The organism is Vibrio galatheae, assembly GCF_000967545.1.
Classification (GTDB): domain Bacteria; phylum Pseudomonadota; class Gammaproteobacteria; order Enterobacterales; family Vibrionaceae; genus Vibrio; species Vibrio galatheae.
Genome location: NZ_JXXV01000022.1, coordinates 26626 through 52691, shown reverse-complemented (window position 1 = coordinate 52691; position 26066 = coordinate 26626). Strand labels below are relative to the sequence as shown.

General features: G+C 46.6%; 25 protein-coding genes. 9 read left to right on the top strand and 16 right to left on the bottom strand.

Annotated features, from left to right (window positions below; all coding sequences use genetic code 11):
- Window positions 1–93: 93 nt before the first annotated feature.
- The 7 genes from yidC to TW81_RS13045 all read right to left on the bottom strand — a co-directional run bounded on the left by yidC (window position 94) and on the right by TW81_RS13045 (window position 4936).
- On the bottom strand, window positions 94–1713 hold the full coding sequence (yidC, locus tag TW81_RS13070; protein ID WP_045956173.1) for a membrane protein insertase YidC: 1620 nt from the start codon (window positions 1711–1713) through the stop codon (window positions 94–96).
- A 2-nt stretch (window positions 1714–1715) separates the two neighbouring features.
- Window positions 1716–1973 carry a membrane protein insertion efficiency factor YidD gene (yidD, locus tag TW81_RS19080; protein ID WP_084715903.1) on the bottom strand — a complete coding sequence of 86 codons (258 nt, stop codon included), beginning with the start codon at window positions 1971–1973 and terminating at the stop codon, window positions 1716–1718.
- The gene (rnpA, locus tag TW81_RS13065; RefSeq protein ID WP_045956172.1) at window positions 1940–2263 is read right to left on the bottom strand and encodes a ribonuclease P protein component; all 324 of its coding nucleotides are present in this window, start codon (window positions 2261–2263) and stop codon (window positions 1940–1942) included. Before rnpA ends, yidD begins: the two co-directional genes overlap by 34 nt.
- Before the next feature lie 45 nt (window positions 2264–2308).
- Window positions 2309–2443, bottom strand: coding sequence for a 50S ribosomal protein L34 (gene rpmH / locus TW81_RS13060; protein ID WP_004735800.1), 135 nt, complete (start codon window positions 2441–2443; stop codon window positions 2309–2311).
- Between the two features lie 230 nt (window positions 2444–2673).
- Window positions 2674–3411: an amino acid ABC transporter ATP-binding protein gene (locus TW81_RS13055; RefSeq protein ID WP_045956171.1), complete on the bottom strand. Its 738-nt coding sequence runs from the start codon at window positions 3409–3411 to the stop codon at window positions 2674–2676.
- Window positions 3408–4079, bottom strand: a complete 672-nt coding sequence (locus TW81_RS13050; RefSeq protein ID WP_045956170.1) for an amino acid ABC transporter permease — start codon at window positions 4077–4079, stop codon at window positions 3408–3410. Before TW81_RS13050 ends, TW81_RS13055 begins: the two co-directional genes overlap by 4 nt.
- A 110-nt stretch (window positions 4080–4189) precedes the next feature.
- Window positions 4190–4936, bottom strand: a complete 747-nt coding sequence (locus TW81_RS13045; RefSeq protein ID WP_045956169.1) for an amino acid ABC transporter substrate-binding protein — start codon at window positions 4934–4936, stop codon at window positions 4190–4192.
- 397 nt (window positions 4937–5333) lie between these two features.
- Here TW81_RS13045 and dnaA point away from each other — a divergent pair, with 397 nt between their 5' ends.
- The 5 genes from dnaA to TW81_RS13020 all read left to right on the top strand — a co-directional run bounded on the left by dnaA (window position 5334) and on the right by TW81_RS13020 (window position 12358).
- A complete protein-coding gene (dnaA, locus tag TW81_RS13040) occupies window positions 5334–6740 on the top strand; it encodes a chromosomal replication initiator protein DnaA (RefSeq protein ID WP_045956168.1) in 1407 nt (468 codons plus the stop codon).
- 71 nt (window positions 6741–6811) lie between these two features.
- A complete protein-coding gene (gene dnaN / locus TW81_RS13035) occupies window positions 6812–7912 on the top strand; it encodes a DNA polymerase III subunit beta (RefSeq protein WP_045956167.1) in 1101 nt (366 codons plus the stop codon).
- Between the two features lies 1 nt (window position 7913).
- A complete protein-coding gene (gene recF / locus TW81_RS13030; protein ID WP_045956166.1) occupies window positions 7914–8996 on the top strand; it encodes a DNA replication/repair protein RecF in 1083 nt (360 codons plus the stop codon).
- A gap of 13 nt (window positions 8997–9009) precedes the next feature.
- Window positions 9010–11427, top strand: a complete 2418-nt coding sequence (gyrB, locus tag TW81_RS13025; RefSeq protein WP_045956165.1) for a DNA topoisomerase (ATP-hydrolyzing) subunit B — start codon at window positions 9010–9012, stop codon at window positions 11425–11427.
- 496 nt (window positions 11428–11923) lie between these two features.
- A complete protein-coding gene (locus tag TW81_RS13020; protein ID WP_045956200.1) occupies window positions 11924–12358 on the top strand; it encodes an Hsp20 family protein in 435 nt (144 codons plus the stop codon).
- 215 nt (window positions 12359–12573) lie between these two features.
- Here TW81_RS13020 and TW81_RS13015 read toward each other — a convergent pair whose 3' ends face one another.
- The 3 genes from TW81_RS13015 to glyQ form a co-directional block, all read right to left on the bottom strand.
- Window positions 12574–13824, bottom strand: a complete 1251-nt coding sequence (locus tag TW81_RS13015) for a valine--pyruvate transaminase (RefSeq protein WP_045956164.1) — start codon at window positions 13822–13824, stop codon at window positions 12574–12576.
- 210 nt (window positions 13825–14034) lie between these two features.
- Window positions 14035–16101: a glycine--tRNA ligase subunit beta gene (gene glyS / locus TW81_RS13010; protein WP_045956163.1), complete on the bottom strand. Its 2067-nt coding sequence runs from the start codon at window positions 16099–16101 to the stop codon at window positions 14035–14037.
- A gap of 2 nt (window positions 16102–16103) precedes the next feature.
- Window positions 16104–17036: a glycine--tRNA ligase subunit alpha gene (gene glyQ / locus TW81_RS13005; protein ID WP_045956162.1), complete on the bottom strand. Its 933-nt coding sequence runs from the start codon at window positions 17034–17036 to the stop codon at window positions 16104–16106.
- 450 nt (window positions 17037–17486) lie between these two features.
- Here glyQ and TW81_RS13000 point away from each other — a divergent pair, with 450 nt between their 5' ends.
- Together TW81_RS13000 and TW81_RS12995 are read left to right on the top strand one after the other, a co-directional pair.
- Window positions 17487–18041 (top strand): TMEM165/GDT1 family protein, encoded by a 555-nt coding sequence (locus tag TW81_RS13000; protein WP_045956161.1) that lies wholly within the window; start codon window positions 17487–17489, stop codon window positions 18039–18041.
- Between the two features lie 160 nt (window positions 18042–18201).
- Complete coding sequence (locus TW81_RS12995) at window positions 18202–18462, top strand: hypothetical protein (protein ID WP_045956160.1); 261 nt, start codon at window positions 18202–18204, stop codon at window positions 18460–18462.
- 46 nt (window positions 18463–18508) lie between these two features.
- Here the strand turns inward: TW81_RS12995 and tusA are convergent, their stop codons facing one another.
- Window positions 18509–18757, bottom strand: a complete 249-nt coding sequence (gene tusA / locus TW81_RS12990) for a sulfurtransferase TusA (protein WP_045956159.1) — start codon at window positions 18755–18757, stop codon at window positions 18509–18511.
- Window positions 18758–18892: 135 nt separating this feature from the next.
- On the opposite strand from tusA, the gene TW81_RS12985 reads away from it, so the two are divergent.
- Window positions 18893–19087, top strand: a complete 195-nt coding sequence (locus tag TW81_RS12985) for a hypothetical protein (protein WP_045956158.1) — start codon at window positions 18893–18895, stop codon at window positions 19085–19087.
- 152 nt (window positions 19088–19239) lie between these two features.
- Window positions 19240–20181, top strand: a complete 942-nt coding sequence (locus tag TW81_RS12980) for a LysR family transcriptional regulator (RefSeq protein ID WP_045956157.1) — start codon at window positions 19240–19242, stop codon at window positions 20179–20181.
- Window positions 20182–20247: 66 nt separating this feature from the next.
- Here TW81_RS12980 and acuI read toward each other — a convergent pair whose 3' ends face one another.
- The 5 genes from acuI to ilvM form a co-directional block, all read right to left on the bottom strand.
- A complete protein-coding gene (gene acuI / locus TW81_RS12975) occupies window positions 20248–21228 on the bottom strand; it encodes an acrylyl-CoA reductase (NADPH) (protein ID WP_045956156.1) in 981 nt (326 codons plus the stop codon).
- A 193-nt stretch (window positions 21229–21421) separates the two neighbouring features.
- The gene (gene ilvA / locus TW81_RS12970) at window positions 21422–22951 is read right to left on the bottom strand and encodes a threonine ammonia-lyase, biosynthetic (RefSeq protein WP_045956155.1); all 1530 of its coding nucleotides are present in this window, start codon (window positions 22949–22951) and stop codon (window positions 21422–21424) included.
- Window positions 22952–22954: 3 nt separating this feature from the next.
- Entirely contained in the window at window positions 22955–24796 is a 1842-nt protein-coding gene (gene ilvD / locus TW81_RS12965; protein WP_045956154.1) for a dihydroxy-acid dehydratase, read from the bottom strand.
- Window positions 24797–24825: 29 nt separating this feature from the next.
- Window positions 24826–25770, bottom strand: a complete 945-nt coding sequence (gene ilvE / locus TW81_RS12960) for a branched-chain-amino-acid transaminase (protein ID WP_045956153.1) — start codon at window positions 25768–25770, stop codon at window positions 24826–24828.
- 11 nt (window positions 25771–25781) lie between these two features.
- Window positions 25782–26066: an acetolactate synthase 2 small subunit gene (ilvM, locus tag TW81_RS12955; protein WP_045956152.1), complete on the bottom strand. Its 285-nt coding sequence runs from the start codon at window positions 26064–26066 to the stop codon at window positions 25782–25784.

Below are 26066 nucleotides of genomic sequence, written 5' to 3'. Positions count from 1 at the left end.
GAGCAGGGCAAAAATAGGAATAGCTGAATTGTAATCAGCTCCAATAAAAAAGGCGACCTTTTGGCCGCCTTTCGCTGTTATTTCCACTTAAGGTTACTTGCTATGTAAGCCTTTTTTCTCCAGCGCCTTGTAAATTAGCGTTTGCTGGATAAGCGTCACAATGTTCGATACTAGCCAGTACAGAACCAAACCTGATGGGAAGAACAGGAAGAAGAAGGTAAACATAACCGGCATAAAGGTCATGATCTTCTGCTGCATTGGATCGGTCACTGTGGTCGGGCTCATCTTCTGAATCATGAACATAGACGCCCCCATTAGTAGCGGCAAGATGTAGTATGGATCTTGCGCTGACAGGTCAGCAATCCAACCGAAGAACGGCGAATGACGTAGCTCAACCGATTCCATCAGTGCCCAGTACAGTGCGATAAAGATTGGCATCTGTAGAACTAGAGGTAAACAACCACCCAGTGGGTTCACTTTCTCTTTCTTGTACAGTTCCATCATCTCTTGGCTCATACGTTGGCGGTCGTCGCCAATGCGCTCACGCATCGCTTGCAGTTTAGGTTGCAGCATGCGCATTTTAGCCATTGAGGTGTACTGTGCTTTCGTTAATGGGTACATAGCACCACGAACGATGAACGTTAGACAGATAATTGCCACACCCCAGTTGCTAACAAAGCTCTGGATGAAAGATAGCAAGCTGTGAAGCGGTTTAGCGATAAACCATAACCAGCCGTAGTCAACCACGAGATCTAGGTTTGGTGCGACTTCCGCCATCTGATCTTGTAGTTTAGGACCAACCCAAAGTGTTGCTTTGAAGTGTGTGCTATCACCGTTAGCGATGGTTTTGTTTGGCATACGCACACCGATATCGCCCAGGTTACCAATCACTCGAGTGTATAGGCTTGTACCTGGTTCATCACGTGGAATCCACGCTGTCGCGAAATAGTGCTGGATCATCGCTGCCCAACCCTGACCATCAACTAAGTTGAGAGATAGGTTGCGATCTTGCATATCATCGAAGCTGTACTTTTTGTAGCGCGTATCTTCGGTCGAGTACGCACCACCACGGTAAGTTGGCATGGTGATGCTGCCGCCTGCGTCCATTAGGTTTTGACGAAGGTGTGCATACATACCTAGCGTTGCGTTGTTGCCTGACTTATTGACGATGTCGTATTCAACGTCAAGTGCATAGCTGCCACGTTTTACGATGAAAGTCTTAGTGTATTCAAGACCATTAGCAGTGAATGTCATTGGAATACGCAGTTCGTCTTGACCGTCTGCCAATGTAAAGCTATCTGCGCTAACAGAGTAGGCTGGACGGTTGGTGCTGCTTAGGTCGATACCTTGAGGGCCAACAAGACCACTTTGAGCAATAAACTGGTGGCCCGATTCGTTCTTAAGCAGAACAAATGGGTCGGCAGAATCAAGCTCGTTTGAGTATTGATTTAAATCGGCGTTAATCACATCACCACCAACCGTATCAATCGACAGAGTCAATACATCAGTTGTCACGGTAACGGTTTTAGCAGACGCTTGCTGCGCCGGAGCTGGATCTAGCTCGTCGGCAAAAGATGGTGCAGGTAGAGTACTGCTTGATTGAGCCTGTTCAACCGCTTGAGGTGCTGGATTCTTTGCAACTTGCCATTGTTGGAACAATAGGAAAGAAACCAGTGCTAGCGCGATTAACAGGATATTACGTTGAGAATCCATCGTTATTTATCTCTGTCTTGTTTTTGGACTGGTGGAACGGGGTCATACCCCCCTTCATTCAAAGGATGGCATTTTAATAGACGTTTGCTTGATAACCAACACCCTTTTACAAAACCGTGAGCTTTTAACGCTTCAATGGCATAAGTAGAGCAAGTTGGAGTAAAACGGCAACGTGGTCCGATAAGCGGACTAATAAGACCTTGATAGAGACGGACGAATCCGATTGCTAACCACGCGAAGGGCGAGACAGGCGATGCCATAATTTATCAAACAGTTTGAAAATATCTTCATTGCTTAAATCTTGCGCGCTTTTCTTGGCAATAACAACAAAATCTTTGTTAGCAAGCTGATGTTGATTGTTACGAAAGCTTTCACGTGCAAGGCGCTTAAAACGGTTACGACCGACAGCGGTTTTGATCTGTTTCTTGGGAACGGCTAAACCTAGTCGAGGATGAGATAGGCTATTGTTACGAGCAATGATGGTGAAATGAGGTGAGCCAGCTCTATGAGCTTGCTGAAAGACATTTTGATAATGCTCGGGAGTTAACAAACGTAACTCCCGATTGAACGCGTACGCTTTCAAAATAATCTAAGATTACTTAGAAAGACGCTTACGGCCTTTTGCACGACGTGCATTGATTGTAGCACGACCGTTCTTAGTAGCCATACGTGCACGGAAACCGTGAGTACGCTTGCGCTTTAGAACTGTAGGTTGAAAAGTGCGTTTCATGATAATTACCTTTACTGATCAGTAGTTTTAGGTCAATGTTAACCCGGCGTGGGCAATAACGTCTTCTTTATATATAAAGAGGGACAAACCGACGCCTCTCAACAAAGAGGCGGAATTGTAATCACAGTCACACAAAGTGTCAATCTTTGTGCAAGCGCAAAATTCCGACCGGGCGATTATACGTAGTGTGAGCAAAATCTCAAGGATCGTTCGATCTAGATTGAAGATCTTTATTCAGCACCGACTTGTCGAAGGAATTTTTGTAAGCGAGGATCCTGTGGATTACCAAAGATATCCTGTGGGGAACCTTGCTCAACAATGTTTCCTTCCGCCATAAAGATCACCCGATCGGCCACCTCTTTGGCAAATTGCATTTCATGGGTAACCACCAGCATGGTTTGATGTTTGGTCGCTAAGTCCTTCATTAAATTAAGAACTTCTCCCACCCATTCTGGGTCTAGCGCTGATGTTGGTTCATCAAACAACAGCAGTTCCGGTTGAAGAGCCATAGCGCGGCCAATGCCGACACGTTGCTGTTGACCACCGGATAGCGCCGCTGGATAACTATCGCCTTTATCGCCTAGACCTATGTCATCGAGAATTTGCTGGGCGCGCTGCAGAGCGTCGGATTTTTTCCAACCACGCACGGTTATTAACCCTTCAGCAATATTTTGTCTCGCGGTCATATGGGCGAATAACGCGTAGTTTTGAAACACAAAACCTGTTTTGCGGCGTAAGGCTAATACTTCCGCTTTGGTGTGTTTTTCGGTATCAACGCTAACGTCATCAATGGTGATCACACCTTTATCGGCATTTTCAAGAAAGTTGACGGTACGCAGCAGGGTCGATTTTCCGGTGCCACTAGAGCCGATAATGACGATAATTTCGCCTTGGTTAATCTCGAGATCGATCCCCTTCAGAACCTCAGTGTCACCAAAGCGTTTATGAATGTTATCTAGTTTGATCATCTTACGTACGCCTTATTGAGTTTTTCTTCAGCCCAGATTTGCACTCTCGTCAGTATCACGACCACTCCCCAGTAAATTAATGCCACCGCGAGGAATGCTTCAAAAAAGCGGAAGCTGGAAGAGGCCTCCATTTGTGCTTTGGCCATAATTTCTGCCACGCCCAGCGTAAAGGCAAGGGAGGTTGATTTGATCATATCGATGAAATAGTTCATCAACGATGGCAAAGCGACACGAGTGGCCTGAGGCAATATGACACGGCGCATCGCTTGTGGTGTTGTCATACCGACAGAAAGACTGGCTTCCATCTGGCTGCGGTCAATACCAATAATCGCAGCACGAATACTTTCTGCCATATAAGCGGCGAAGTGTAGGGTTAAACCGATCACGGCGGCGCCAAAGGCATCCAGTCCAACTAACCAAGGAAAAATCTGTGGTAGACCATAATAGAGTAGGAATAATTGCACCAGCAGCGGTGTGCCACGGAAAAAACTGATGTAAAGCTGACTGAGTTGATCAAGTACAGGAACGCGAAAAACGCGAATATTGGCCAATATTACGGATAAGATCAGTGAAAACAGCAAACCCCAGGTCGCCATCTCCATGGTCGTGCCTAAATACTTTAGCAGTATCGGCATTAGATCCAGCATGTAGTTAAAATCGAATCCCATAACGCATCCCAATCATTCAATAACGGCATAAAAAGCAAAACCCACTGCAAAGGAAAGTAAGCAGTGGGTTTGAGCATTCTATCTAAAATGAGATAGAAATGTGTAACGGTTTACTCAGTAATGTCTGCGCCAAACCATTTTTCAGAGATTGTTTTTAGCGTACCATCAGCGCGCATTGCGGCTAGCGCTTGGTTAACCTCAGCTTGTAGCTTCTTGCCGTTATCGTTGTTTACGAAAGGCCAAGCGTTTTGAATCGTTTCAAATGGTTGACCAGCAAGTTGCAATGGTAGGCCTGTTTTTTTGATCAACTCAAGTGCTGATAGACGGTCCATAACAAATGCGTCGACACGACCTAGTGCAACATCGTGTTCAATACCTGTGTCGTAAGTTTTGATGGTGATTTTGCCGTCTTTATCGTAGTCACGCAGCAGTTGCTCGAAGTTTGAACCTAGGTTAACTGCGACCGTTTTGCCTGCAAGATCGGCAACACCTTGAATGCTGTCGTTACCTTTACGAACAGTGACTTGTGCACCGTCGACCACATATGGGTCAGCAAATAGGTATTTCGCTTTGCGAGCGTCTGTCATGGTGATTTGGTTTGAAATTGTATCAATACGGCCAGTTTCTAGTAGACCAAATAGACCAGAAAAGTTTGCTGTTACGTACTCAACTTGGTAGTCGTTGCGCTTACCAATCTCGTCCCATAGGTCAACCTCGAAGCCTTGTAGCTTATCTTGTTCAACAAAGGTGAATGGGTAGTAACGGCCAGACATGCCGACTTTGACTTCTGTTGCCGCTTGAACAGTGGCTGCTGACAGCGCGATCGCTGCAATGGCAGCTTTAATCCAGTTTTTCATAGTACAACTCCATATAATTATGGGATGGAATACTACTGTTACTTTAGTTGTTTAGATAAATAACCAAGAGAAATAACCTAGACACTAGAGTAATAAGCTTGGCGATATTGGATAAAGAAAAGTCGATGCGCGCAAAATTCCCTTCAAAATGATCTCTTGGAAACATTTTCATTCACAGAGTTATCACCAGAACGTGGATCTTGGCCAAACTGCCTCAATGTGGATCAAAGTGTGAGTAAAAATGGGGCACCATGTGTGGATCTAGCGAATAATGTCGAAAATATTGTGAATAACTTAGATCTTATTCACTGGATCGTCGATCATTTGCTGGCGATCTTGGTTATCAACAGGTAAAATTGCCAATCTTTTCCGATCAATTACTTCGAGTGGGGGCACTGTGTCATCTTCGCTTTGGTTGCAATGTTTGCAACAGCTTCAAGAAGAGCTACCAGCAACAGAATTCAGTATGTGGGTTCGTCCGTTACAAGCTGAACTCAATGACAATACACTCACTCTATTTGCCCCAAACCGTTTTGTTTTGGACTGGGTACGCGACAAGTACCTCAATAGCATTAACCGACTACTACAAGAATATTGCGGTAATGATGTGCCAAGTTTACGCTTTGAAGTGGGTAGTCGCCCAGTTGCGGCACCAAAGCCTGCACCTAAACGTACGCCTGCTGATGTTGCGGCAGAGTCCTCTGCACCTGCGCAGCTTCAAGCGAGAAAACCTGTCCACAAAACGTGGGATGACGACGCTCAAGCGATCGCCGACATCAATCATCGCTCCAACGTAAACCCTAAACACAAATTTAATAACTTTGTTGAAGGTAAATCGAACCAACTTGGTTTGGCTGCGGCGCGTCAGGTATCGGATAACCCTGGCTCTGCTTATAACCCACTGTTTTTGTACGGTGGTACCGGCTTAGGTAAAACCCACTTGTTGCATGCTGTGGGTAATGCGATCGTTGACAATAAGCCGAACGCCAAAGTCGTCTACATGCATTCTGAACGTTTTGTTCAAGATATGGTGAAGGCGCTGCAAAATAACGCGATCGAAGAGTTTAAACGCTATTACCGCAGTGTTGATGCACTGCTTATTGATGACATCCAATTCTTTGCTAATAAAGAACGTTCACAAGAAGAATTCTTCCATACCTTCAACGCATTACTTGAAGGTAACCAACAGATCATTTTGACTTCAGACCGTTATCCTAAAGAGATTAATGGCGTAGAAGATCGTCTAAAATCTCGTTTTGGTTGGGGATTGACCGTTGCGATCGAGCCTCCAGAGCTAGAAACGCGCGTCGCGATCCTGATGAAAAAAGCGGAAGATCACCAAATACACCTTGCTGATGAAGTGGCGTTCTTTATTGCTAAGCGATTACGTTCCAATGTACGTGAGTTAGAAGGCGCATTGAACCGCGTTATCGCTAACGCCAACTTTACTGGTCGTCCGATTACCATCGATTTTGTTCGTGAGGCGCTCCGTGACCTGTTAGCTCTGCAAGAAAAGCTGGTTACGATTGATAATATTCAGAAAACCGTTGCCGAATACTACAAGATTAAGGTCGCTGATCTGCTATCAAAACGTCGTTCTCGTTCAGTGGCTCGTCCTCGCCAGTTGGCGATGGCCTTGGCTAAAGAGCTAACCAACCACAGCTTACCAGAGATTGGTGACGCCTTTGGTGGCCGCGACCATACCACTGTGCTGCATGCCTGTCGTAAAATCGAACAGCTACGTGAAGAAAGCCACGATATTAAAGAAGATTACTCGAACTTGATTCGTACACTCTCTTCATAATTCGCACAATTTCTAGATTCACAGTATTCTAAGCATCGAGCAACAATAACGAATTCGGATAAGAGCATCCTATGAAATTTTCCATTGAGCGTAGCCACCTGCTTAAGCCACTGCAGCAAGTGTCTGGGGCACTAGGCGGTCGTCCTACATTACCTATCCTTGGTAACTTACTGCTTAAAGTTGAAGACAATGTACTCTCAATGACGGCCACTGACCTTGAGGTTGAGCTGATTAGCCGCGTTGACCTAGAAGGCGAATTTGAAGCGGGTAGCATTACTGTACCTTCGCGTAAGTTTTTAGACATTTGTCGCGGTCTACCAGATGACTCAGTGATCACCTTTGTTCTAGAAGGCGATCGGGTTCAGGTTCGCTCAGGACGCAGCCGTTTCTCGCTATCAACGCTGCCAGCCAATGACTTTCCGAATATTGAAGATTGGCAGAGTGAAGTTGAAGTCTCTTTGACCCAAGCTGAGCTACGTGGCTTAGTGGAGAAGACCCAATTCTCTATGGCTAACCAAGATGTGCGTTATTACCTGAATGGCATGTTGTTTGAAATTGATGGCACTACGCTGCGCAGTGTCGCGACTGATGGTCACCGTATGGCCGTTGCTCAAACTGAGCTAGGTGCTGATTTTGCGCAAAAGCAGATTATTGTGCCACGTAAAGGTGTCCTGGAATTAGTTAAGTTACTTGACGCGCCAGAGCAACCAGTTGTGTTGCAAATTGGCAGCTCGAACGTGCGTGCGGAAGTGAACAACTATGTGTTTACTTCTAAGCTGGTTGATGGTCGATTCCCTGACTACCGCCGTGTTATGCCACAAAGCACCAATAAAACACTCGAAGCGGGTTGTGATGAATTGCGTCAGGCTTTCTCACGTGCTGCGATTCTATCCAACGAAAAATTCCGTGGTGTACGCGTCAATCTGGCTGATACCGATATGCGTATCACGGCAAACAACCCAGAACAGGAAGAAGCCGAAGAGATGCTGGATGTGAGCTTTGAAGGGGAGCCGATTGAGATTGGCTTCAACGTAAGCTACGTACTCGATGTGTTGAACACACTGCGCTGCGAAAAAGTTCGAGTTTCGATGTCAGATGCCAACGCCAGTGCGCTGATTGAGAATGCCGATGATGACAGCGCAATGTACGTGGTGATGCCGATTCGACTCTAGCATGCCGCTTTCTCGTCTTATTATTCAGCAATTTCGAAATATTAAAGCCTGTGATATTGAACTGTCAGCAGGCTTTAACTTTCTTATTGGCCCCAACGGCAGTGGCAAAACCAGTGTCTTAGAGGCGATTTATCTGCTTGGTCATGGTCGTTCATTTAAGAGCTCTTTGACGGGGCGAGTGATTCAAAATGACTGCCATGAACTGTTTGTTCATGGACGTTTTTTGAACTCGGATCAATTTGAGCTACCAATTGGCATTAATAAGCAGCGTGATGGCTCAACAGAGGTTAAAATAGGCGGTCAATCTGAACAAAAGCTGGCGCAATTGGCACAGGTTTTACCTCTCCAGTTAATTCACCCGGAAGGGTTTGATTTATTAACCGATGGGCCGAAACATCGCCGCTCGTTTATCGACTGGGGTGTGTTTCATACTGAGTCTGCTTTTTACGATGCATGGGGCCGGTTTAAGCGCCTCAACAAGCAGCGAAATGCGTTACTGAAAACAGCAACCAGTTATCGTGAACTGAGTTACTGGGACCAAGAAATGGCGCGTTTAGCCGAAAGCATCAGTCAGTGGCGTGCAAGCTATGTCGAGCAGTTGAAAGTGAAGGCAGAAGAGATATGTCATGCTTTTTTGCCTGAGTTTGATATCCAGCTTAAATATTATCGTGGCTGGGACAAGGATACGCCGTATCAAGATATCCTTGAGAACAATTTTGAGCGTGATCAAGCATTAGGTTACACCTTCAGTGGGCCTAACAAAGCGGATTTACGCATTAAAGTGAATGGAACTCCGGTCGAGGATGTTCTTTCACGAGGCCAGCTCAAGTTGATGGTCTGTGCTCTGCGTGTTGCGCAAGGCCAGCACCTGACTGAGATGACTGGTAAGCAATGCATCTACTTGATTGATGACTTTGCTTCTGAATTAGATAGCCAACGTCGTAAGCGCCTAGCGGATTGCTTAAAAGAGACGGGGGCTCAAGTTTTTGTAAGTTCTATTACCGATAGCCAGATCGCGGATATGCGTGATGAAAATGGCAAGATGTTCCATGTGGAACATGGCACAATAGAGCAAAATATATAGTGGAAGATAACTCATGTCTGAAAATTACGATTCATCGAGTATTAAAGTACTAAAGGGTCTGGATGCGGTTCGTAAGCGTCCTGGTATGTACATCGGCGACACGGACGACGGCACCGGTCTGCACCACATGGTTTTTGAGGTGGTGGATAACTCAATTGATGAAGCGTTAGCGGGTCACTGTAAAGACATCGTTGTGACAATTCATGAGGACAACTCAGTATCGGTACGCGATGATGGTCGTGGTATCCCAACTGAAATGCACCCTGAAGAGAAAGTTTCTGCTGCCGAAGTTATCATGACGGTGCTTCACGCGGGTGGTAAATTTGATGATAACTCATACAAGGTATCCGGTGGTCTGCACGGGGTAGGTGTTTCAGTTGTTAACGCACTATCTAAGCAAGTGACACTGACTATCCATCGTGGTGGCCAGATTCACACTCAAACCTATCATCATGGTGAGCCACAGGCACCACTGTCTGTGATTGGTGAAACTGATCAAACAGGGACAGAAATTCGCTTTTGGCCAAGTGAAGAGACCTTCTCTAACACGGAATTTCATTACGACATCCTTGCCAAACGTCTACGCGAGCTTTCTTTCCTAAACTCAGGCGTGTCCATCAAGCTACGTGACGAGCGTGAAGAAGACAAACATGATCATTTCATGTACGAAGGTGGTATTCAAGCGTTTGTTGATCACCTCAACACCAACAAGACTCCGATCATCGAGAAAGTCTTCCACTTCAACTCAGAGCGTGAAGATGGTATTGCAGTCGAAGTTGCGATGCAGTGGAACGATGGTTACCAAGAAAACATCTTCTGTTTCACCAACAATATTCCTCAGCGCGATGGTGGTACTCACCTTGCGGGCTTCCGTGCCGCTCTAACTCGTACCTTGAATTCGTTCATGGACAAAGAAGGCTTCTCGAAGAAAGCGAAAACCGCCACGTCGGGCGATGATGCGCGTGAAGGTCTAACAGCCGTTATTTCGGTTAAGGTTCCAGATCCTAAATTCTCGAGCCAAACCAAAGACAAACTGGTCTCATCGGAAGTGAAATCTGCGGTTGAGTCAGCAATGGGCGAGAAGCTATCTGAGTTCCTTGTTGAGCACCCGACAGAAGCAAAAATAGTTTGTACTAAGATCATCGATGCAGCCCGCGCGCGTGATGCAGCGCGTAAAGCACGTGAAATGACACGCCGTAAAGGCGCGCTCGACCTCGCAGGTCTACCAGGTAAGCTGGCAGACTGTCAGGAAAAAGATCCAGCGCTGTCTGAACTCTACATAGTGGAGGGTGATTCGGCAGGCGGCTCCGCAAAACAAGGCCGTAACCGTAAGAACCAAGCGATTCTGCCGCTGAAAGGTAAGATCCTCAACGTCGAGAAAGCACGTTTTGACAAGATGCTTTCTTCGCAAGAGGTCGCAACGCTGATTACCGCACTTGGCTGTGGTATTGGTCGTGACGAGTACAACCCAGACAAACTGCGTTACCACAACATCATCATCATGACCGATGCGGATGTCGATGGTTCGCACATCCGTACGCTACTGTTGACTTTCTTTTACCGTCAAATGCCAGAGCTTATCGAGCGTGGCTATGTCTACATTGCTCAGCCACCACTGTACAAAGTGAAGAAAGGCAAGCAAGAGCAGTACATTAAAGATGAAGACGCAATGAACCAATACCAGGTTTCATTAGCGCTTGATAATGCAGCCCTGCATGTTAACGCTGAAGCTCCAGCACTATCTGGCGAAGCGTTGGAAACCTTAGTTAAGCAATATAACTCTGGTATCAAGCTGGTGGATCGCATGAGTCGTCGTTACCCACGAGCACTCGTGCATGAGTTCATTTACACGCCGCGCTTAACGGCCGAGCAGTGTCACGATGCCGCAGCGGTAGAAGCTTGGACTAAGCAGCTTGTTGAGCAACTGAATGCCAAAGAAGTGGGCGCAAGCCAGTACAGCTACGAAGTAGAACAACACGCTGAGTTAGGCCTCAACCTGCCTAAGATTATTGTTCGTACACATGGTGTGACTCACGAGTACGCACTAAGCATTGATCTGATTAACTCGAAAGAGTACGCCAAACTTGCCGAGCTATCACAAGCACTCGATGGGTTGATTGAAGATGGCGCGTATATTAAACGTGGTGAGCGTACACAGCCAGTAGTTAGCTTTGTTGACGCACTTGAGTGGCTTATTAAAGAGTCTCGTCGTGGTCTTAGCCTACAGCGATACAAAGGTCTAGGTGAGATGAACCCAGATCAGCTTTGGGAAACCACGATGGATCCAGAAACACGCCGCATGATGCAAGTAACGATTGAAGATGCGGTAGGTGCTGACCAACTGTTCACCACTCTAATGGGTGATCAGGTTGAGCCACGTCGTAACTTTATCGAAGAGAACGCTCTTAAAGTAGCAAACCTAGACGTTTAGAGCTTTGATACTTCGCTCTTTCGCTTAATTTCTATGTCAGAGGTGCTCACATACCTTCGTATGCTCCGCGCCTCCTTCTTGAACTCAAACGAAATAGCTTCGTCTCAAAAAACTAAATATCTTCTTTAAAAGACTGCCCTAAATGGTGGTCTTTTTTGCTTTTAAGTGATTGATAAATATTGATTTGAAAAATAATTGAAAATATTCCCTTGAAACTATTTTGCTCAATCCACATATCTATTGGTGAAGAGGAAATCTGTCTTGCTCAAGAGAGAAGAAACAGAGCCTCTGGACTCGCCAACGAAGTATCGCTCACGAGAGGATAACTTCAGAGGCACACAATTGAACTGATTTATTACTGCGTCCCTGTGCTTGTAAACATAAGTTTTGAGGCCCGAGGAGTAGAGGATAAATCCCTTAGCCGGCAGGTTCGAATACACCGTCGATCCGCGTAAACTCACGGCTAAGACTATTGCTTATTTAAGAGGATAGCATGATGAGAACTGTAGATTTCACTCCACTTTACCGCAACGCAATTGGTTTCGATCGCCTGTTCAACATGATGGAAGCCAATTCATCAAAGAACTCTTCTGGCGGTTACCCTCCATACAATATCGAGCAAAAAGATGAAAACCACTATCGCATTACGATGGCGGTGGCTGGCTTTGCTGAAGACCAGCTCGATCTGACGCAAAAAGATAATATGTTGATTGTCAAAGGTGAACGTAAAAGCGAAGAAGAGAAGCAATACGTTTATCAAGGTATCGCAGAGCGCGATTTCGAGCGTAAATTCCAATTGGCTGACTACGTGAAAGTCGTGGGGGCGAGTATGGAAAACGGTCTGCTTCACGTCGACTTAGAGCGTGAGATTCCAGAAGCGATGCAGCCACGTAAGATTGCGATAAATGGCAAAAACCTGATTGAAGGTTAATTGTCATTAGCTTTAACTAGCTGATTATATTCGGTAAGAAGAGTGAAAGAGCACTATTGCCTTGAAAAAGGCGGTGCTCTTTTTTGTATCTAGCTTGATAGGGTATGCATGAGCTTTATAGCGATTGCGTCAAGTATGCGCAGATATTGCTTCAGTGCTTATCCCTAGTAATGAACCTTGCTTAAGCGACTTGGAAAGCAATCGTTAGTCAGGTATTACTGCTTTTGGTACGCCTTCTCTACTTCTTCAGCGATAATCGCGATGCCTTTCTGCATCATCTCGTCATCTTGAACATAGTTCATACGCAAACATTGATGAGCATGTTGCCAATCGTCTTCTTGGCCGATAAAGAAATACTCGCCAGGTACAATCAAAACCCCTCGTGCTTTTAAGCGGTTATATAACTCCATAGTAGTAATGGGTAACTCATCAAACCATAACCATAAGAAAATGGCCCCTTCAGGCTTATGAATGCGAAAACGAGGATCGCTAATGGCGGTTTGTAGTAACTCGACAGCACGTTGTGATTTCTGTTGGTAAAAAGGTTTGATTACATCAGAGCTGAGCTTGAGTAGGTCACCTTTAGCAATAATGTGATTGGCAATGGCTGGCCCTAAGCTCCCTGGGGCAAGGCTGATAATACCGTTCATGTTGGTCATGGCTTGGGTAATTTCTTCGCTGGCAATCACGATTCCGCAACGAACACCCGGTAAACCCAGTTTAGAAAGGCTCATACATAGGATGGTGTTCTCGTTCCAGAAGGGTTCAACATCTTCAAAAATAATATTCGGGAACGGCAAACCATAGGCATTGTCGATGATAAGTGGAATGTTGTTTTCACGTGCGAGTTTATCCAGCTTGTGGATCTCTTCATCAGTTAGTACGTTACCGGTTGGATTGGTTGGGCGCGAAGCACAGATAGCCGCTACAGACTCATCCACTTTAAGTTGTTCAAAGTCGACATGGTACTTAAACAGACCATTATCGAGTAGCTCAATTTCGGGGTGATAAGAAACGAATAGATTTTCGTCTATCCCCGCATCACCATAGCCAATATATTCCGGCGCCAGTGGCAGAAGAATTTTTTTGTGTGAGCCATCAGGCTGTTGCCCTGCGAGTAAGTTGAACAGGTAGAAGAAACCGCTTTGGCTGCCGTTGGTTAGGCTGATATTTTTTTCGCTGATATTCCAGCCATAGGTCTGTTTAAGTAGCGCCGCTAATGCTTTGACGAACGCATCTTTACCCTGCGGTCCGTCATAGTTGGTCATCGCTGAAATCAGATCACCGTTCTCCAGCATTTCTTCACTGGCGAGTCGGAAGTAATCGAGCATGGCAGGGATGGCTGCTGGGTTACCCCCGCCAAGCATGATGGCTCCAGGCGTACGTAGGCCATCATTTAAATCGTCCATTAACCGGGTTATACCTGAATACTGATTAAACTTTTCACCAAATTTAGAAAACTGCATTACTTACTGCACCTAGTTCATTGTTGTCATTGCTTTAGTTTTAAAACAGCTAGTGCGTGGCTAGCCAATAGAGTAATCCTTGAACATACATCAATGGCAATACGACGAAAAGCACTAAATTGGGGCAAATGCGGATTCGAGACAAAACAAAAGCCCAACTCCGAGGAATTGGGCTTTAGCGCTTTATTAAAGCAAGGTCTTATCTAGTGATTACTTTTGTAATAGAGAGATATCGGCAATCTGCAAGAACAGGTTACGTAGGTTGTTGAGTAGCGTTAGACGGTTCTTCTTCAGAGTCTCGTCATCAGCCATTACCATTACGTTGTCAAAGAAGGCATCGACAGGTTCACGCAGATCGGCAAGCTTGCTTAGTGCTTGTTGGTAGTTACCTGTAGCGAATGCAGGTTCAAGTGCTTCGGTCATCACTTCTACGCTTTCAGCAAGAGCTTTTTCTGCGTCTTCTTGTAGCAGAGACAAATCAATCTCTGCTGCCAGTTCACCATCAAACTTAGCTAGGATGTTACCTACACGTTTATTTGCCGCCGCCAGTGCTTCTGCTGCTTCAAGCTCACGGAAGTGAGACACTGCTTTAACGCGCTGGTCAAAATCTGCTGGCTTAGTTGGACGACGAGCCAGTACGGCTTGGATGATATCGACGCTAAAGCCGGCATCTTGGTACCAAGCGCGGAAACGACCGAGCATGAACTCGATAACATCTTGCTCAACGTTGTCATTGGTTAGCTTGTTACCAAACTGAACTTTCGCTTCGCGGATCAGATCGACGAGGTCAAGATTGTAACCGTTTTCTACGATAATACGTAGTACGCCAAGAGAAGCACGGCGAAGGGCAAATGGGTCTGACCCTTTAGGAGCTTGACCAATACCGAAGATACCAACGATAGTGTCTAGCTTGTCAGCCATAGCGACGGCTGAAGAGATACCTGTGCTTGGTAGGTCATCACCAGCAAAACGAGGCATGTACTGCTCGTAAAGCGCTAGGGCTACTTGTTCGTCTTCACCGTCGTGTTTTGCGTAGTGCATACCCATAACACCTTGAGTATCGGTAAATTCGAATACCATAGAAGTCATTAGGTCACACTTAGCCAGTAGGCCCGCGCGAGTTGCTTTTTCAACGTCAGCATCGATCTGTTTGGCAATGTAGCCAGACAGGGCGGTAATGCGGTCGGTTTTGTCTTTGATCGTACCAAGCTGCTTTTGGAAAATTGCTTGTTCTAGCTCTGGCAGACGGTCAATCAGTGGACGCTTACGGTCGGTGTTGAAGAAGAATTCTGCATCCGCTAGACGTGGACGAACAACCTTTTCATTACCTTCAATTACGTAACGTGGCTCTTTCGATTCAATGTTAGAAACGAAGATGAAGTTCGGCAGCAGCTGCTTGTTGTCGTCGTAGACAGGGAAGTACTTTTGGTCACCTTTCATGGTGTAAACCAGCGCTTCAGAAGGCACTTTTAGGAACTCTTCTTCGAATTTCGCTGTTAGTACGACTGGCCATTCAACCAGAGACGTTACTTCTTCAACTAGGTCATCTTCAAGGTCAGCGATACCGCCAACGGCTGCTGCGGCTTTTTGAGCATCAGCTAGGATGATCGCTTTACGCGCCTCGTAATCCGCCATGACTTTACCGCGCTCTTCTAGGATCGCTGGGTATTGTTCGGCAGAGTCAATGGTGAACTCTTGTTCGCCCATAAAGCGGTGACCACGGATAGTGCGGCTTGATGCAACACCAAGGATTTCACCTTCGATTAAATCGTTGCCCATCAGCATAGTGAGGGTTTTCACTGGACGGATAAATTGCGTCGTCTTGTCACCCCAGCGCATTGGCTTAGCAATTGGCAGACCTGCCAGTGCTTTTGCCGCTAAATCAACAACGATTTCTGTTGTGGCTTGGCCTTTGACTTCTTGTTTGAACAGGAGCCACTCACCCTTGTCAGTAACCATGCGTTCAGCTTGTTCAACTGTGATGCCACAGCCACGAGCCCAGCCTTGAGCGGCTTTGGTCGCATTGCCTTCTGCGTCAAAAGCCGCAGTAACTGCAGGACCGCGTTTTTCGACTATTTTGTCAGCTTGGCCTTCTGCCAGTGCGGATACTTTTAGTGCTAGGCGACGAGGAGCCGCGTACCATTTCACACTTTGGTGTGCGAGATCTGCGCCTTTAAGCTCAGCTTCGAAGTTTGCTGCGAATGCTTCGGCTAGAGTGCGCAGTTGCGTTGGTGGTAGCTCTTCAGTACCGAGTTCAATTAGAAATTCTTTAGCCATGATTACTTCTCCTCGCTCTTTGCATCTTGAGTACGGCACATTGGGAAGCCTAGTGCTTCACGTGATGCGTAGTATGCTTCTGCAACCGACTTAGTCAGGTTGCGGATACGAAGGATGTAACGTTGGCGCTCTGTTACCGAGATAGCTTTACGTGCGTCTAACAAGTTGAAGGCGTGAGCCGCTTTCAGGATACGCTCGTAAGCAGGTAGAGGTAGAGGTTTCTCTAGCTCTAGTAGTTCTTTTGATTCTTTTTCACACTGGTCGAAGAAGCTAAATAGGAAATCAACGTCAGCGTGCTCAAAGTTGTAGGTGGATTGCTCAACTTCGTTTTGGTGGAAAATATCACCGTAAGTTACGTTAGAGCCGTCTGGTGCCACGTTCCATACAAGATCGTAAACAGAGTCCACTTCTTGGATGTACATTGCTAGACGTTCGATACCGTAAGTGATCTCACCAGTAACTGGCTTACACTCAAGGCCGCCAACTTGCTGGAAGTAAGTAAACTGAGTCACTTCCATACCGTTTAGCCATACTTCCCAACCAAGACCCCATGCGCCTAGAGTTGGGTTTTCCCAGTTGTCTTCAACGAAACGAATATCGTGAACTAGCGGGTCGATACCAAGAACTTCAAGCGAGCCTAGGTACAACTCCTGAATATTGTCTGGAGAAGGCTTTAGAGCTACTTGGAACTGATAATAGTGCTGCAGACGGTTCGGGTTTTCACCGTAACGACCATCGGTCGGACGACGTGAAGGTTGAACGTAAGCTGTCGACATTGGCTCTGGGCCAAGTGCACGTAGACATGTCATTGGGTGAGAGGTGCCAGCACCTACTTCCATATCTAGAGGCTGTACAATAGTACAACCGTTCTGTGCCCAGTAATCCTGCAGCGCGAGGATCATTCCCTGGAAGGTTTTGATATCGTATTTTTGCATAGTAATTCGCGCAATTCTTTAAGTGAAAGTTGTGTCTAAAATTGAGAAAAAATAACAATCAAGTATAGCGAGATATTGAGCACGGGAGTAGAGCTAATCTAGATTAATTCCTCAGCAAAATTCTCCTTTAGTGGAATTTTATTGGCTTATACGTCTCAATTTTCCTAAAAGGGAGTTTATTTGCAGTTTTGCGCTTGAGAATCGCTGCAGAGATGGTTAGAATTCCGCCGTCTTTGGGGAGTAGCTTACCTAATCACCAACACTGGGGTGTTAGGTTCGTTCGTCAACATAATTGATGCAAAATCATCATGGCGTTCGAGACGGGATCAAATCAATCACAATAATGGTGATCGCGTTTAGCAAGACCTTAGACAAATCATCATGAACCGGGGTGGGGCATGAGGTTTGTCTTTGGTTAAAATTATTATCCTCGCCCCGTAAGAGCATGTCGTGAGCGTTTTAGCAATTTCTATCACCACCGTCGCATTGGCGGAAATCGGTGATAAAACTCAATTATTATCTCTTCTTCTAGCAAGCCGATACCGCAAGCCGGTACCTATTATTGCTGCCATCTTTCTGGCAACCATTGCCAATCATGCTTTGGCGGCGTGGCTAGGCGTGGTGGTTGCCGATTATCTATCGCCCGAGATATTGAAATGGGTGCTGGTGGTAAGCTTTCTTGCCATGGCAGGCTGGGTTCTGATCCCAGACAAACTTGACGAAGATGAGCAGATCTCGAATCGAGGCCCATTTATCGCCAGCTTTATTGCATTTTTTATTGCTGAGGTGGGCGATAAAACTCAGATCGCAACGTCCATTCTTGGTGCGCAATACCCAGATGCGCTTTCTTGGGTAATCTTAGGTACGACGATTGGGATGTTGCTTGCTAACGTGCCAGTGGTGCTGATAGGTAAATTGTCGGCAGATAAGATGCCACTGAATCTGATCCGAAAAATTACCGCATTACTGTTTGTTGCCTTAGCGGTTGGCGCGATGGTTTTCTAACAAAATGTCGCGAATATGAGCTTAACTATCATTAAATAACCACGAATGTGTGGACAGTTTGTCGTGACTAAAGTTTGTCCTAAGTCGTGATCGCTGACATATTCGTGTCACACTTGTCATGGTAATTTAACTTTATCAATGATAGCGAGAGGGCAAAGTTATGCTTACACGTTATATGGGAATGACGCCACAAAGTCAGAGTTACATGTTCACCTTTGGCTTAGCATTATGTTTGTTAGCCATGGTGCTCACGGATATGTGGTTACCTATAGTGGCAGGTTCGTTTATCTTAACTGGTTTGACTGTCGAAGCTTGGATTCGCGTCGCGCATATCATCCCGATGCATGAAGAGATGCGAGCGATGAAAAAGCAGATCACTCAACTTCAATCTGAAGTGCGCACTTTAGAATATGATGAATAAAAAACGGCAGCCGATATGGCTGCCGTTTCTCTTTTGTGGCGAGTGATTACGCCATCCCTTTCTTAATCAAGTACTGATAAGGCAATTGTTCGGTTTGCGAATCAATTAGCTGGTGGTCCATAAAGCGGCAAAAGCTTGGGATGTCACGTGTGGTTGATGGGTCATCGGCTTTCACCAATAGCACCTCACCATCTTGCATAGTACGAATTGTCTTCCTGACCATCATCACTGGCTCTGGGCAGCGTAATCCTTGTGCCTCTAATGTTTTGGTTGCCTGTTCTGGATTGAATGTCATGGTCGTATCTTTGGTTACTCAGTTTGGCCTAGATAATACTAGTGAAGAAAAAATATTCAATAACCCCTTGGCAAAGCGATCATTTTGTTTTAACTTAGTTAACAAGTTGGTAACATTTAAAGCGGGAGAGCAAATATGCTGACAGCGTTAGATCGTCTTACTATCTATTCCGTGCTGTGTTTTATCTCTTTCTGTGCTCTTGTTTTGCGGTCACCAACAGAATCGTCGTCGTTTATGCCATTGCTTGGTATGGGTGCGACGGTGGTAGGGATCTGGCTTGAGATGCATCGCTGGCCGAGCGCATCTGAAGAACAAGAAAACGAACTGTAGCCCTTCCAACTGCAATTCGTTATTTATCACTACGCTCAACTACATTCCGACACTATCCCCAGTTTTCTTGGGCTTCCCCGCTGAAAAGCGGGATTTTTTTTGCCTGAAAAAGCTACAATGAAACAATCCCATCTAATTTATCTGGTTAAAGCGTGGAATTAGAAGACATTTATCGACGCGATCTCAATTTGTTCGTTGCGCTGCGTGTACTGATTGAAGAGTGCAGTGTCAGTAAAGCCGCCAGTCGTCTTAATCTCAGTCAATCTGCCATGAGTCGGGTATTGGGGCGCTTGCGCGATATGCTCGGTGATCCCTTGTTTACTCGTCAAGGTCAACAACTGATACCGACAGAAAAAGCGCTCGAAATTGATCGCAGTTTAGGTGACCCTCTGGAGTCTTTGCGTCAGGTGTTATCGCCGCTAGAATTTGAACCACTCAGTTGTGCACAGACGTTTAATATCGCTACCACAGATTACGCGATGCAAACCATTTTGCCGTTTGCGTTGCCACGTATTTACCAAGAAGCGCCTAATGTGGCGTTTAATTTTTTGCCGCTTCAGCATGATAGATTGGCGGTTCAACTGACTTATGAAGGAGCCGACTTGGCGATATGCCGCCCTAGTGGCCCAGTTGAACCGCTGCGCAGTGAGATTCTCGGGCGGGTCGGGGTACTATGTTTACTCTCAAAGCAGCACCCATTAGCGGATAGTGAGCTTAGTTTGCAAGACTACTTAAACTATCCCCATGCGATGATAGCGATCAGTGATGGTGTCAAAGCACTTATTGAAGGGGCGCTGGTTGATCAACCTCAACGTAAGATGGTGTTGCGTGCTTATCACTTAGAAGCGGCGCTAGCGATAGTTGATACCATGCCATTAATTATCACCGTTCCAGCGGACTTAGCTTACTTGGTGGCTGAACGGTATGACTTAGTCATCAAGCCATTGCCTTTCCAGTTCACCCCGTTTGATTACTCGATGATTTGGCATCCACGCTGTGAGCACTCACCAGCACAAGAGTGGCTGAGATCAATCGTTAAGGAAGAGTGTGGGCGTTTGATTGCCAAGCGGATTGAAGATATTGGCTTGAATTAGAATCTGAATGACAAAAACAAAAGAGTCAGCATTACAGGCGCCGACTCTTTTTATTGCTCAATAGAATTAAAGTTTGATCACCACACGACCAGTTACTTGGCCGTTAGTGATGTCTTCAGCGTATTTCGCTGCTTGAGCGAGTTCAACTTCAGTACACGCTTGTTCAAAGTAGCTTTCAGGTAGCAATTCGACCAATTTTTCCCATGCGGCGATACGTTTTTCGGTTGGGCACATCACAGAGTCAACACCTTGTAAGCGAACATTACGTAAAATGAACGGCATTACTGTGGTTGGTAGGTCAAATCCACCAGCCAGTCCACAGGCGGCAACCGCGCTGTTGTAATCCATTTGAGCTAGCACTTTCGCCAGCACCTTACTACCAACAGTGTCTACCGCGCCCGCCCAGAGTTGTTTTTCTAGTGGGCGAGCTGGCTGTTCAAATTCAACGCGGTCGATAATACGACTCGCGCCAAGTTTTTCGAGTAGCGGCCCATTTTGTTCAACACGACCAGTCACTGCCGCAACCTTATACCCAAGCGCAGCCAATAGAGTTACCGCGACAGAACCTACACCACCACTTGCGCCAGTAACCACAACTTCACCATCTTGAGGTTTTACACCTGCATCAAGCAGCGCCTGTACACATAGCATACCTGTGAAACCAGCAGTGCCGATCATCATGGCTTTTTTACTGTCTAGCCCTTTTGGTAGGGGGACTAGCCAATCAGCTTTTAAACGCGCACGTTGTGCCATACCGCCCCAGTGGTTTTCACCGACCCCCCAACCAGTTAGGACCACTTTATCGCCTGCCTGGTAGCGTTGATCTTCAGAGCTTACGACAGTACCCGCAAGGTCGATGCCCGGTACCATAGGGAAGTTACGCACGATTTTACCTTTGCCCGTAATCGCTAACCCGTCTTTATAGTTCAATGATGAGTAATCAACATCAATCAATACATCACCTTGCGGTAGCTGTGTTTCGTCGATCTGTTCGATGGTTGCGATAGTACGTTTGTCTTCTTGATTTAGAATCAGTGCGTTAAACATGCGGGTCTCCGAGGTAGGGCTGCAAATTAAAAACTCAGTAGAGTGTAGACTGATATTCTGTATGACAAAAATGAAACTTTAGCATTATATCTATGCATATCACGCATTTTACCAAAGTGTTGTCGTTGAATGAGTTGTGGGTGGCGGGAAAATAAAAAGCCCTTAATCGAACGAGTTAAGGGCTTATATGGCATTAGGAAAGGAAGAACTTGTATGACGGATTGTCGGTTTCATCCTTGCATTGATAGCCGAGTTCGCGCAGATGAGCAGAGAAGCGCGATAAATCGGACTCGTCCAACTCAAAACCACACAGCACACGACCATAATCAGCGCCGTGATTGCGGTAGTTGAACAAGCTAATATTCCAATGAGTACCGAGTGTGCTTAAGAACTTAAGCAGTGCGCCTGGGTATTCTGGGAACTCAAAGCTGTACAAGCGCTCCTTGAGTGGCTTAGATGGTTTCCCACCAATCATGTAGCGTATGTGCAGTTTCGCCATTTCATCATCAGACAAGTCCACCACTGGGTAGCCACCTTCTCGTAGGTCATGAATGATGTGTTCCAGTTCTTCTTGGCCTCCTTGTAGGCGGACACCAACAAAGATATTAGCCAGCGCGTCGTCGTTATAGCGGTAGTTAAACTCAGTGACGGCACGTCCTCCAATCAAGTTACAAAACTCAAAGAATGCACCTTGACGTTCAGGAATCGTCACCGCAAGTAAACCTTCGCGCTTTTCACCTAATTCACAACGTTCCGATACGTAACGTAAACCGTGGAAGTTGGTATTAGCCCCAGAGAGAACGGTGCCTAGGTTGCAGTCTTTAAGCTGCTGCTGCTCGGCGTACTTTTTAAGTCCAGCGAGCGCCAACGCACCTGAAGGCTCTGCGATTGCTCGGGTGTCTTCGAAGATATCTTTGACTGCCGCGCAGATTTCATCACTGGATACCGCGATGTGACCATCAATGTACTTTTGACATAAACGGAAAGTCTCTTCACCAATGCGTTTAACCGCAACACCATCGGCAAACATGCTGACTTGATCTAGCACCACAGGCTCACCCGCATCTAAAGCCGCTTTTAGGCAGGCAGAATCTTCGGGCTCGACAGCGATTACTTTGATCTCTGGCATGAGTTGTTTGACTAACACCGCAACGCCAGCCGCGAGTCCGCCACCGCCAACAGGAACGAAAATATGGTCCAAATGACCATTTTGCTGCAGCATTTCCATACCAATAGTACCTTGGCCCGCGATCACCAATGGATGATCGAATGGCGGAACAAAGGTATAGCCGCACTCTTGTGACAAACGCTCAGCTTCGGCTTTTGCTTCATCAAAGTTACTGCCATGCAGGACTACGTTGCCGCCAAATCCGCGTACAGCATCGACCTTGATGTCAGGCGTGGTTTTGGGCATCACTATGGTGGTTTTGATGCCTAATTTAGTGCCAGAGAGCGCCATACCTTGGGCGTGGTTGCCCGCAGACGCAGCAATGACACCTGCTGCTTTTTGTTGTTCGTTAAGACTGGCGACCATGTTGTATGCGCCGCGCAACTTAAACGAGTGGACAGGCTGGCGATCTTCACGCTTGATCTGCACGTTGTTACCAATGCGTGCCGTTAAGCGCGGCATATCTTGCAGTGGTGTTACCGTAGCTACTTCGTAGACCGGAGCTCTTAAGATCTGGCGCAGATAATCTGCGCCAGTTTGTTTCGTCACCGTCATAAGCTAGCCCTCTAGCTTAGATTTGTCTCGTACTGCACCTTTGTCAGCACTGGTCGCCATACTTGCGTAAGCTTTTAGTGCAAATGAAACTTCACGTTGACGGTCAACTGGTTTCCAGCCTAACTCGTCTTGTTTTGCACGGCGCTCTGCAAGCTCTTGCTCTGAAACTTGTAAAGAAATAGAACGGTTTGGAATATCAATCGCGATCAGGTCGCCTTGTTTTACCAAACCAATCGCGCCACCGTTAGCAGCTTCTGGTGAAGCGTGACCAATAGACAGGCCCGATGTACCACCCGAGAAGCGGCCATCTGTAAGCAGTGCACACTCTTTGCCTAGGCCCATAGATTTTAGGTAAGTGGTTGGGTAAAGCATTTCTTGCATGCCCGGACCACCTTTCGGCCCTTCATAGCGAATTACCACCACATCACCCGCTTTTACCTTGCCACCCAAGATGCCTTCTACAGCGTCTTCTTGGCTTTCAAATACCACCGCTGGGCCAGTGAACTTATGGATGCTTTCATCGACACCTGCCGTTTTAACGATACAACCGTCTAATGCTATGTTGCCTGACAGTACCGCTAGGCCACCTTCTTGGCTGAACGCGTTGTCTTTGGCGCGGATACAACCTTCTTTACGGTCATCATCAAGACGGTCCCAGCGACAGTCTTGTGAGAACGCCTTGGTAGTGCGGATACCTGCAGGGCCAGCGCGGAAGAACTTCAGTACTTCTTCATCTTCTGTCTGCATGATGTCGTACTGAGCCAGTTGCTCTTTCATTGATAGGCCAAGAACAGTACGAGTTTGATTGTGCAGCAGGCCTGCACGGTCTAGTTCACCCAGAATCGCCATAACACCGCCAGCACGGTGAACGTCTTCCATATGATATTTCTGCGTCGATGGTGCCACTTTACATAGATGAGGCACTTGGCGAGATAGTCGGTCGATATCTTCCATATCGAAATCGATTTCACCTTCTTGCGCAGCCGCGAGTAAGTGCAGAATGGTGTTGGTTGACCCGCCCATCGCGATATCGAGTGCCATCGCGTTTTCAAACGCATCAAAGGTCGCAATGTTGCGCGGCAGTGCTGACTCGTCATCTTGCTCGTAGTAACGACGTGTTAGCTCTACGATACGTTTACCCGCGTTAATGAATAGCGCTTCACGGTCTGCGTGTGTTGCCAGCATTGAACCGTTGCCTGGCTGAGAAAGCCCCAGCGCTTCTGTTAGACAGTTCATTGAGTTGGCGGTAAACATACCCGAACATGAGCCACAAGTTGGACATGCACTGCGTTCAATTTGCTCACTTTGTTCGTCAGACACTTTTGGATCGGCGCCTTGGATCATCGCATCAACAAGGTCAAGCTTGATAATTTGGTCTGAAAGCTTAGTTTTACCTGCTTCCATTGGACCGCCTGAGACAAAAATGACCGGAATGTTAAGGCGCATTGATGCCATCAGCATTCCCGGTGTGATTTTGTCACAGTTCGAGATACATACCATGGCATCGGCACAGTGTGCGTTGACCATGTACTCGACAGAATCGGCAATCAGTTCACGTGATGGCAGTGAGTAGAGCATGCCACCGTGGCCCATTGCGATACCGTCATCGACAGCAATGGTGTTGAATTCTTTGGCGATACCGCCCGCTTTCTCGATTTCGCGCGCAACCAATTGGCCCATATCTTTGAGATGGACATGGCCTGGAACAAACTGCGTGAACGAGTTAACAACGGCGATGATAGGTTTACCAAAATCTTCGTCTTTAACACCCGTTGCGCGCCAAAGCGCGCGAGCACCGGCCATATTTCGGCCATGAGTTGTGGTAGCGGATCTATATTTAGGCATTAGCTTACTTCCTTATTTTGCCGGTGCGGTTATTGGTTTGCATCTTGAGGGTATACGTAATCCAACCAACCCCATTTGTCTTCAGTCGTGCCATTGAATAGGCCGAAGTAAGTTTCTTGGAGTTCTTTGGTGATAGGGCCACGTTTGCCGCTACCCACTTCAATCTTATCAACGGTTGCAACAGGAACGACTTCTGCTGCAGTGCCTGTCATAAACACTTCGTCTGCGAGGTAAAGCGCTTCACGGGCAATGTTGGCTTCACGCACTTCATAACCTTTGTCACGCGCTAAAGTCATGATTGAATCACGAGTAATACCAGGAAGAATGGCACTGGTTGCTGGTGGTGTTGTGATCACGCCATCTTTGATGACAAAGATGTTTTCGCCAGCACCTTCAGAGAGGTAACCATCGACGCTAAGGGCAATACCTTCATCATAGCCGTGGCGACGTGCTTCACCACCAACCAGTAGTGAAGATAGGTAGTTGCCGCCTGCTTTCGCTGCGGTTGGGATGGTATTTGGTGCTGCGCGGTTCCAGCTTGAAATCATTGCATCAACGCCTTTCTCAAGCGCTTCTTCACCTAGGTAAGAACCCCAAGGGAAGGCGGCAATAATCAGATCCATTTCAGTATCCACTGGTGGGCATACGCCTAGGCCAACATTGCCAACAAAACCCAGTGGACGAATATAAGCGCTGTCGAGCTTATTCTGACGGATAGTCTCACGTGTCGCTTCCATAATCTCTTCAATCGTGTAAGGGATTGGGAAGCGATAAATTTTCGCTGAATCTTTTAGTCGCTTAGCGTGCTCTAAATGGCGGAAGACAATTGGTCCGTTTGGTGTGTTGTAGCAGCGTACGCCTTCAAAGACAGAAGTACCGTAGTGCATCGCATGAGTCAAAACATGCACATTGGCTTCAGCCCAAGGAACCATTTCACCGTTAAACCAAATGTAATCTGCTGTTTTTGTAGCCATTATTGCCTTCCTTATGCACAAATTTTTTGTTGTAGGTTGTTATTTGGGAGTTCGTCATTCGCAATTTGCGTGACTTCAACAGTGCGTACATCCCACAGTTTCTCGATTTGATTAGTGAGAAACGAAATTGGGCGATCACTGTCAACGATGATTTCAACACTGGCGACTTTGCTTTCGTGGTTCTGTGTTCCAGCAACTTGCTTAACAATAAAACCGCGATGGCGTACCACACGAAGAACACGCTCTAACAATACAGGTTTATCATCCGCTTTAATGTCGATTAGATATCTTTCCAT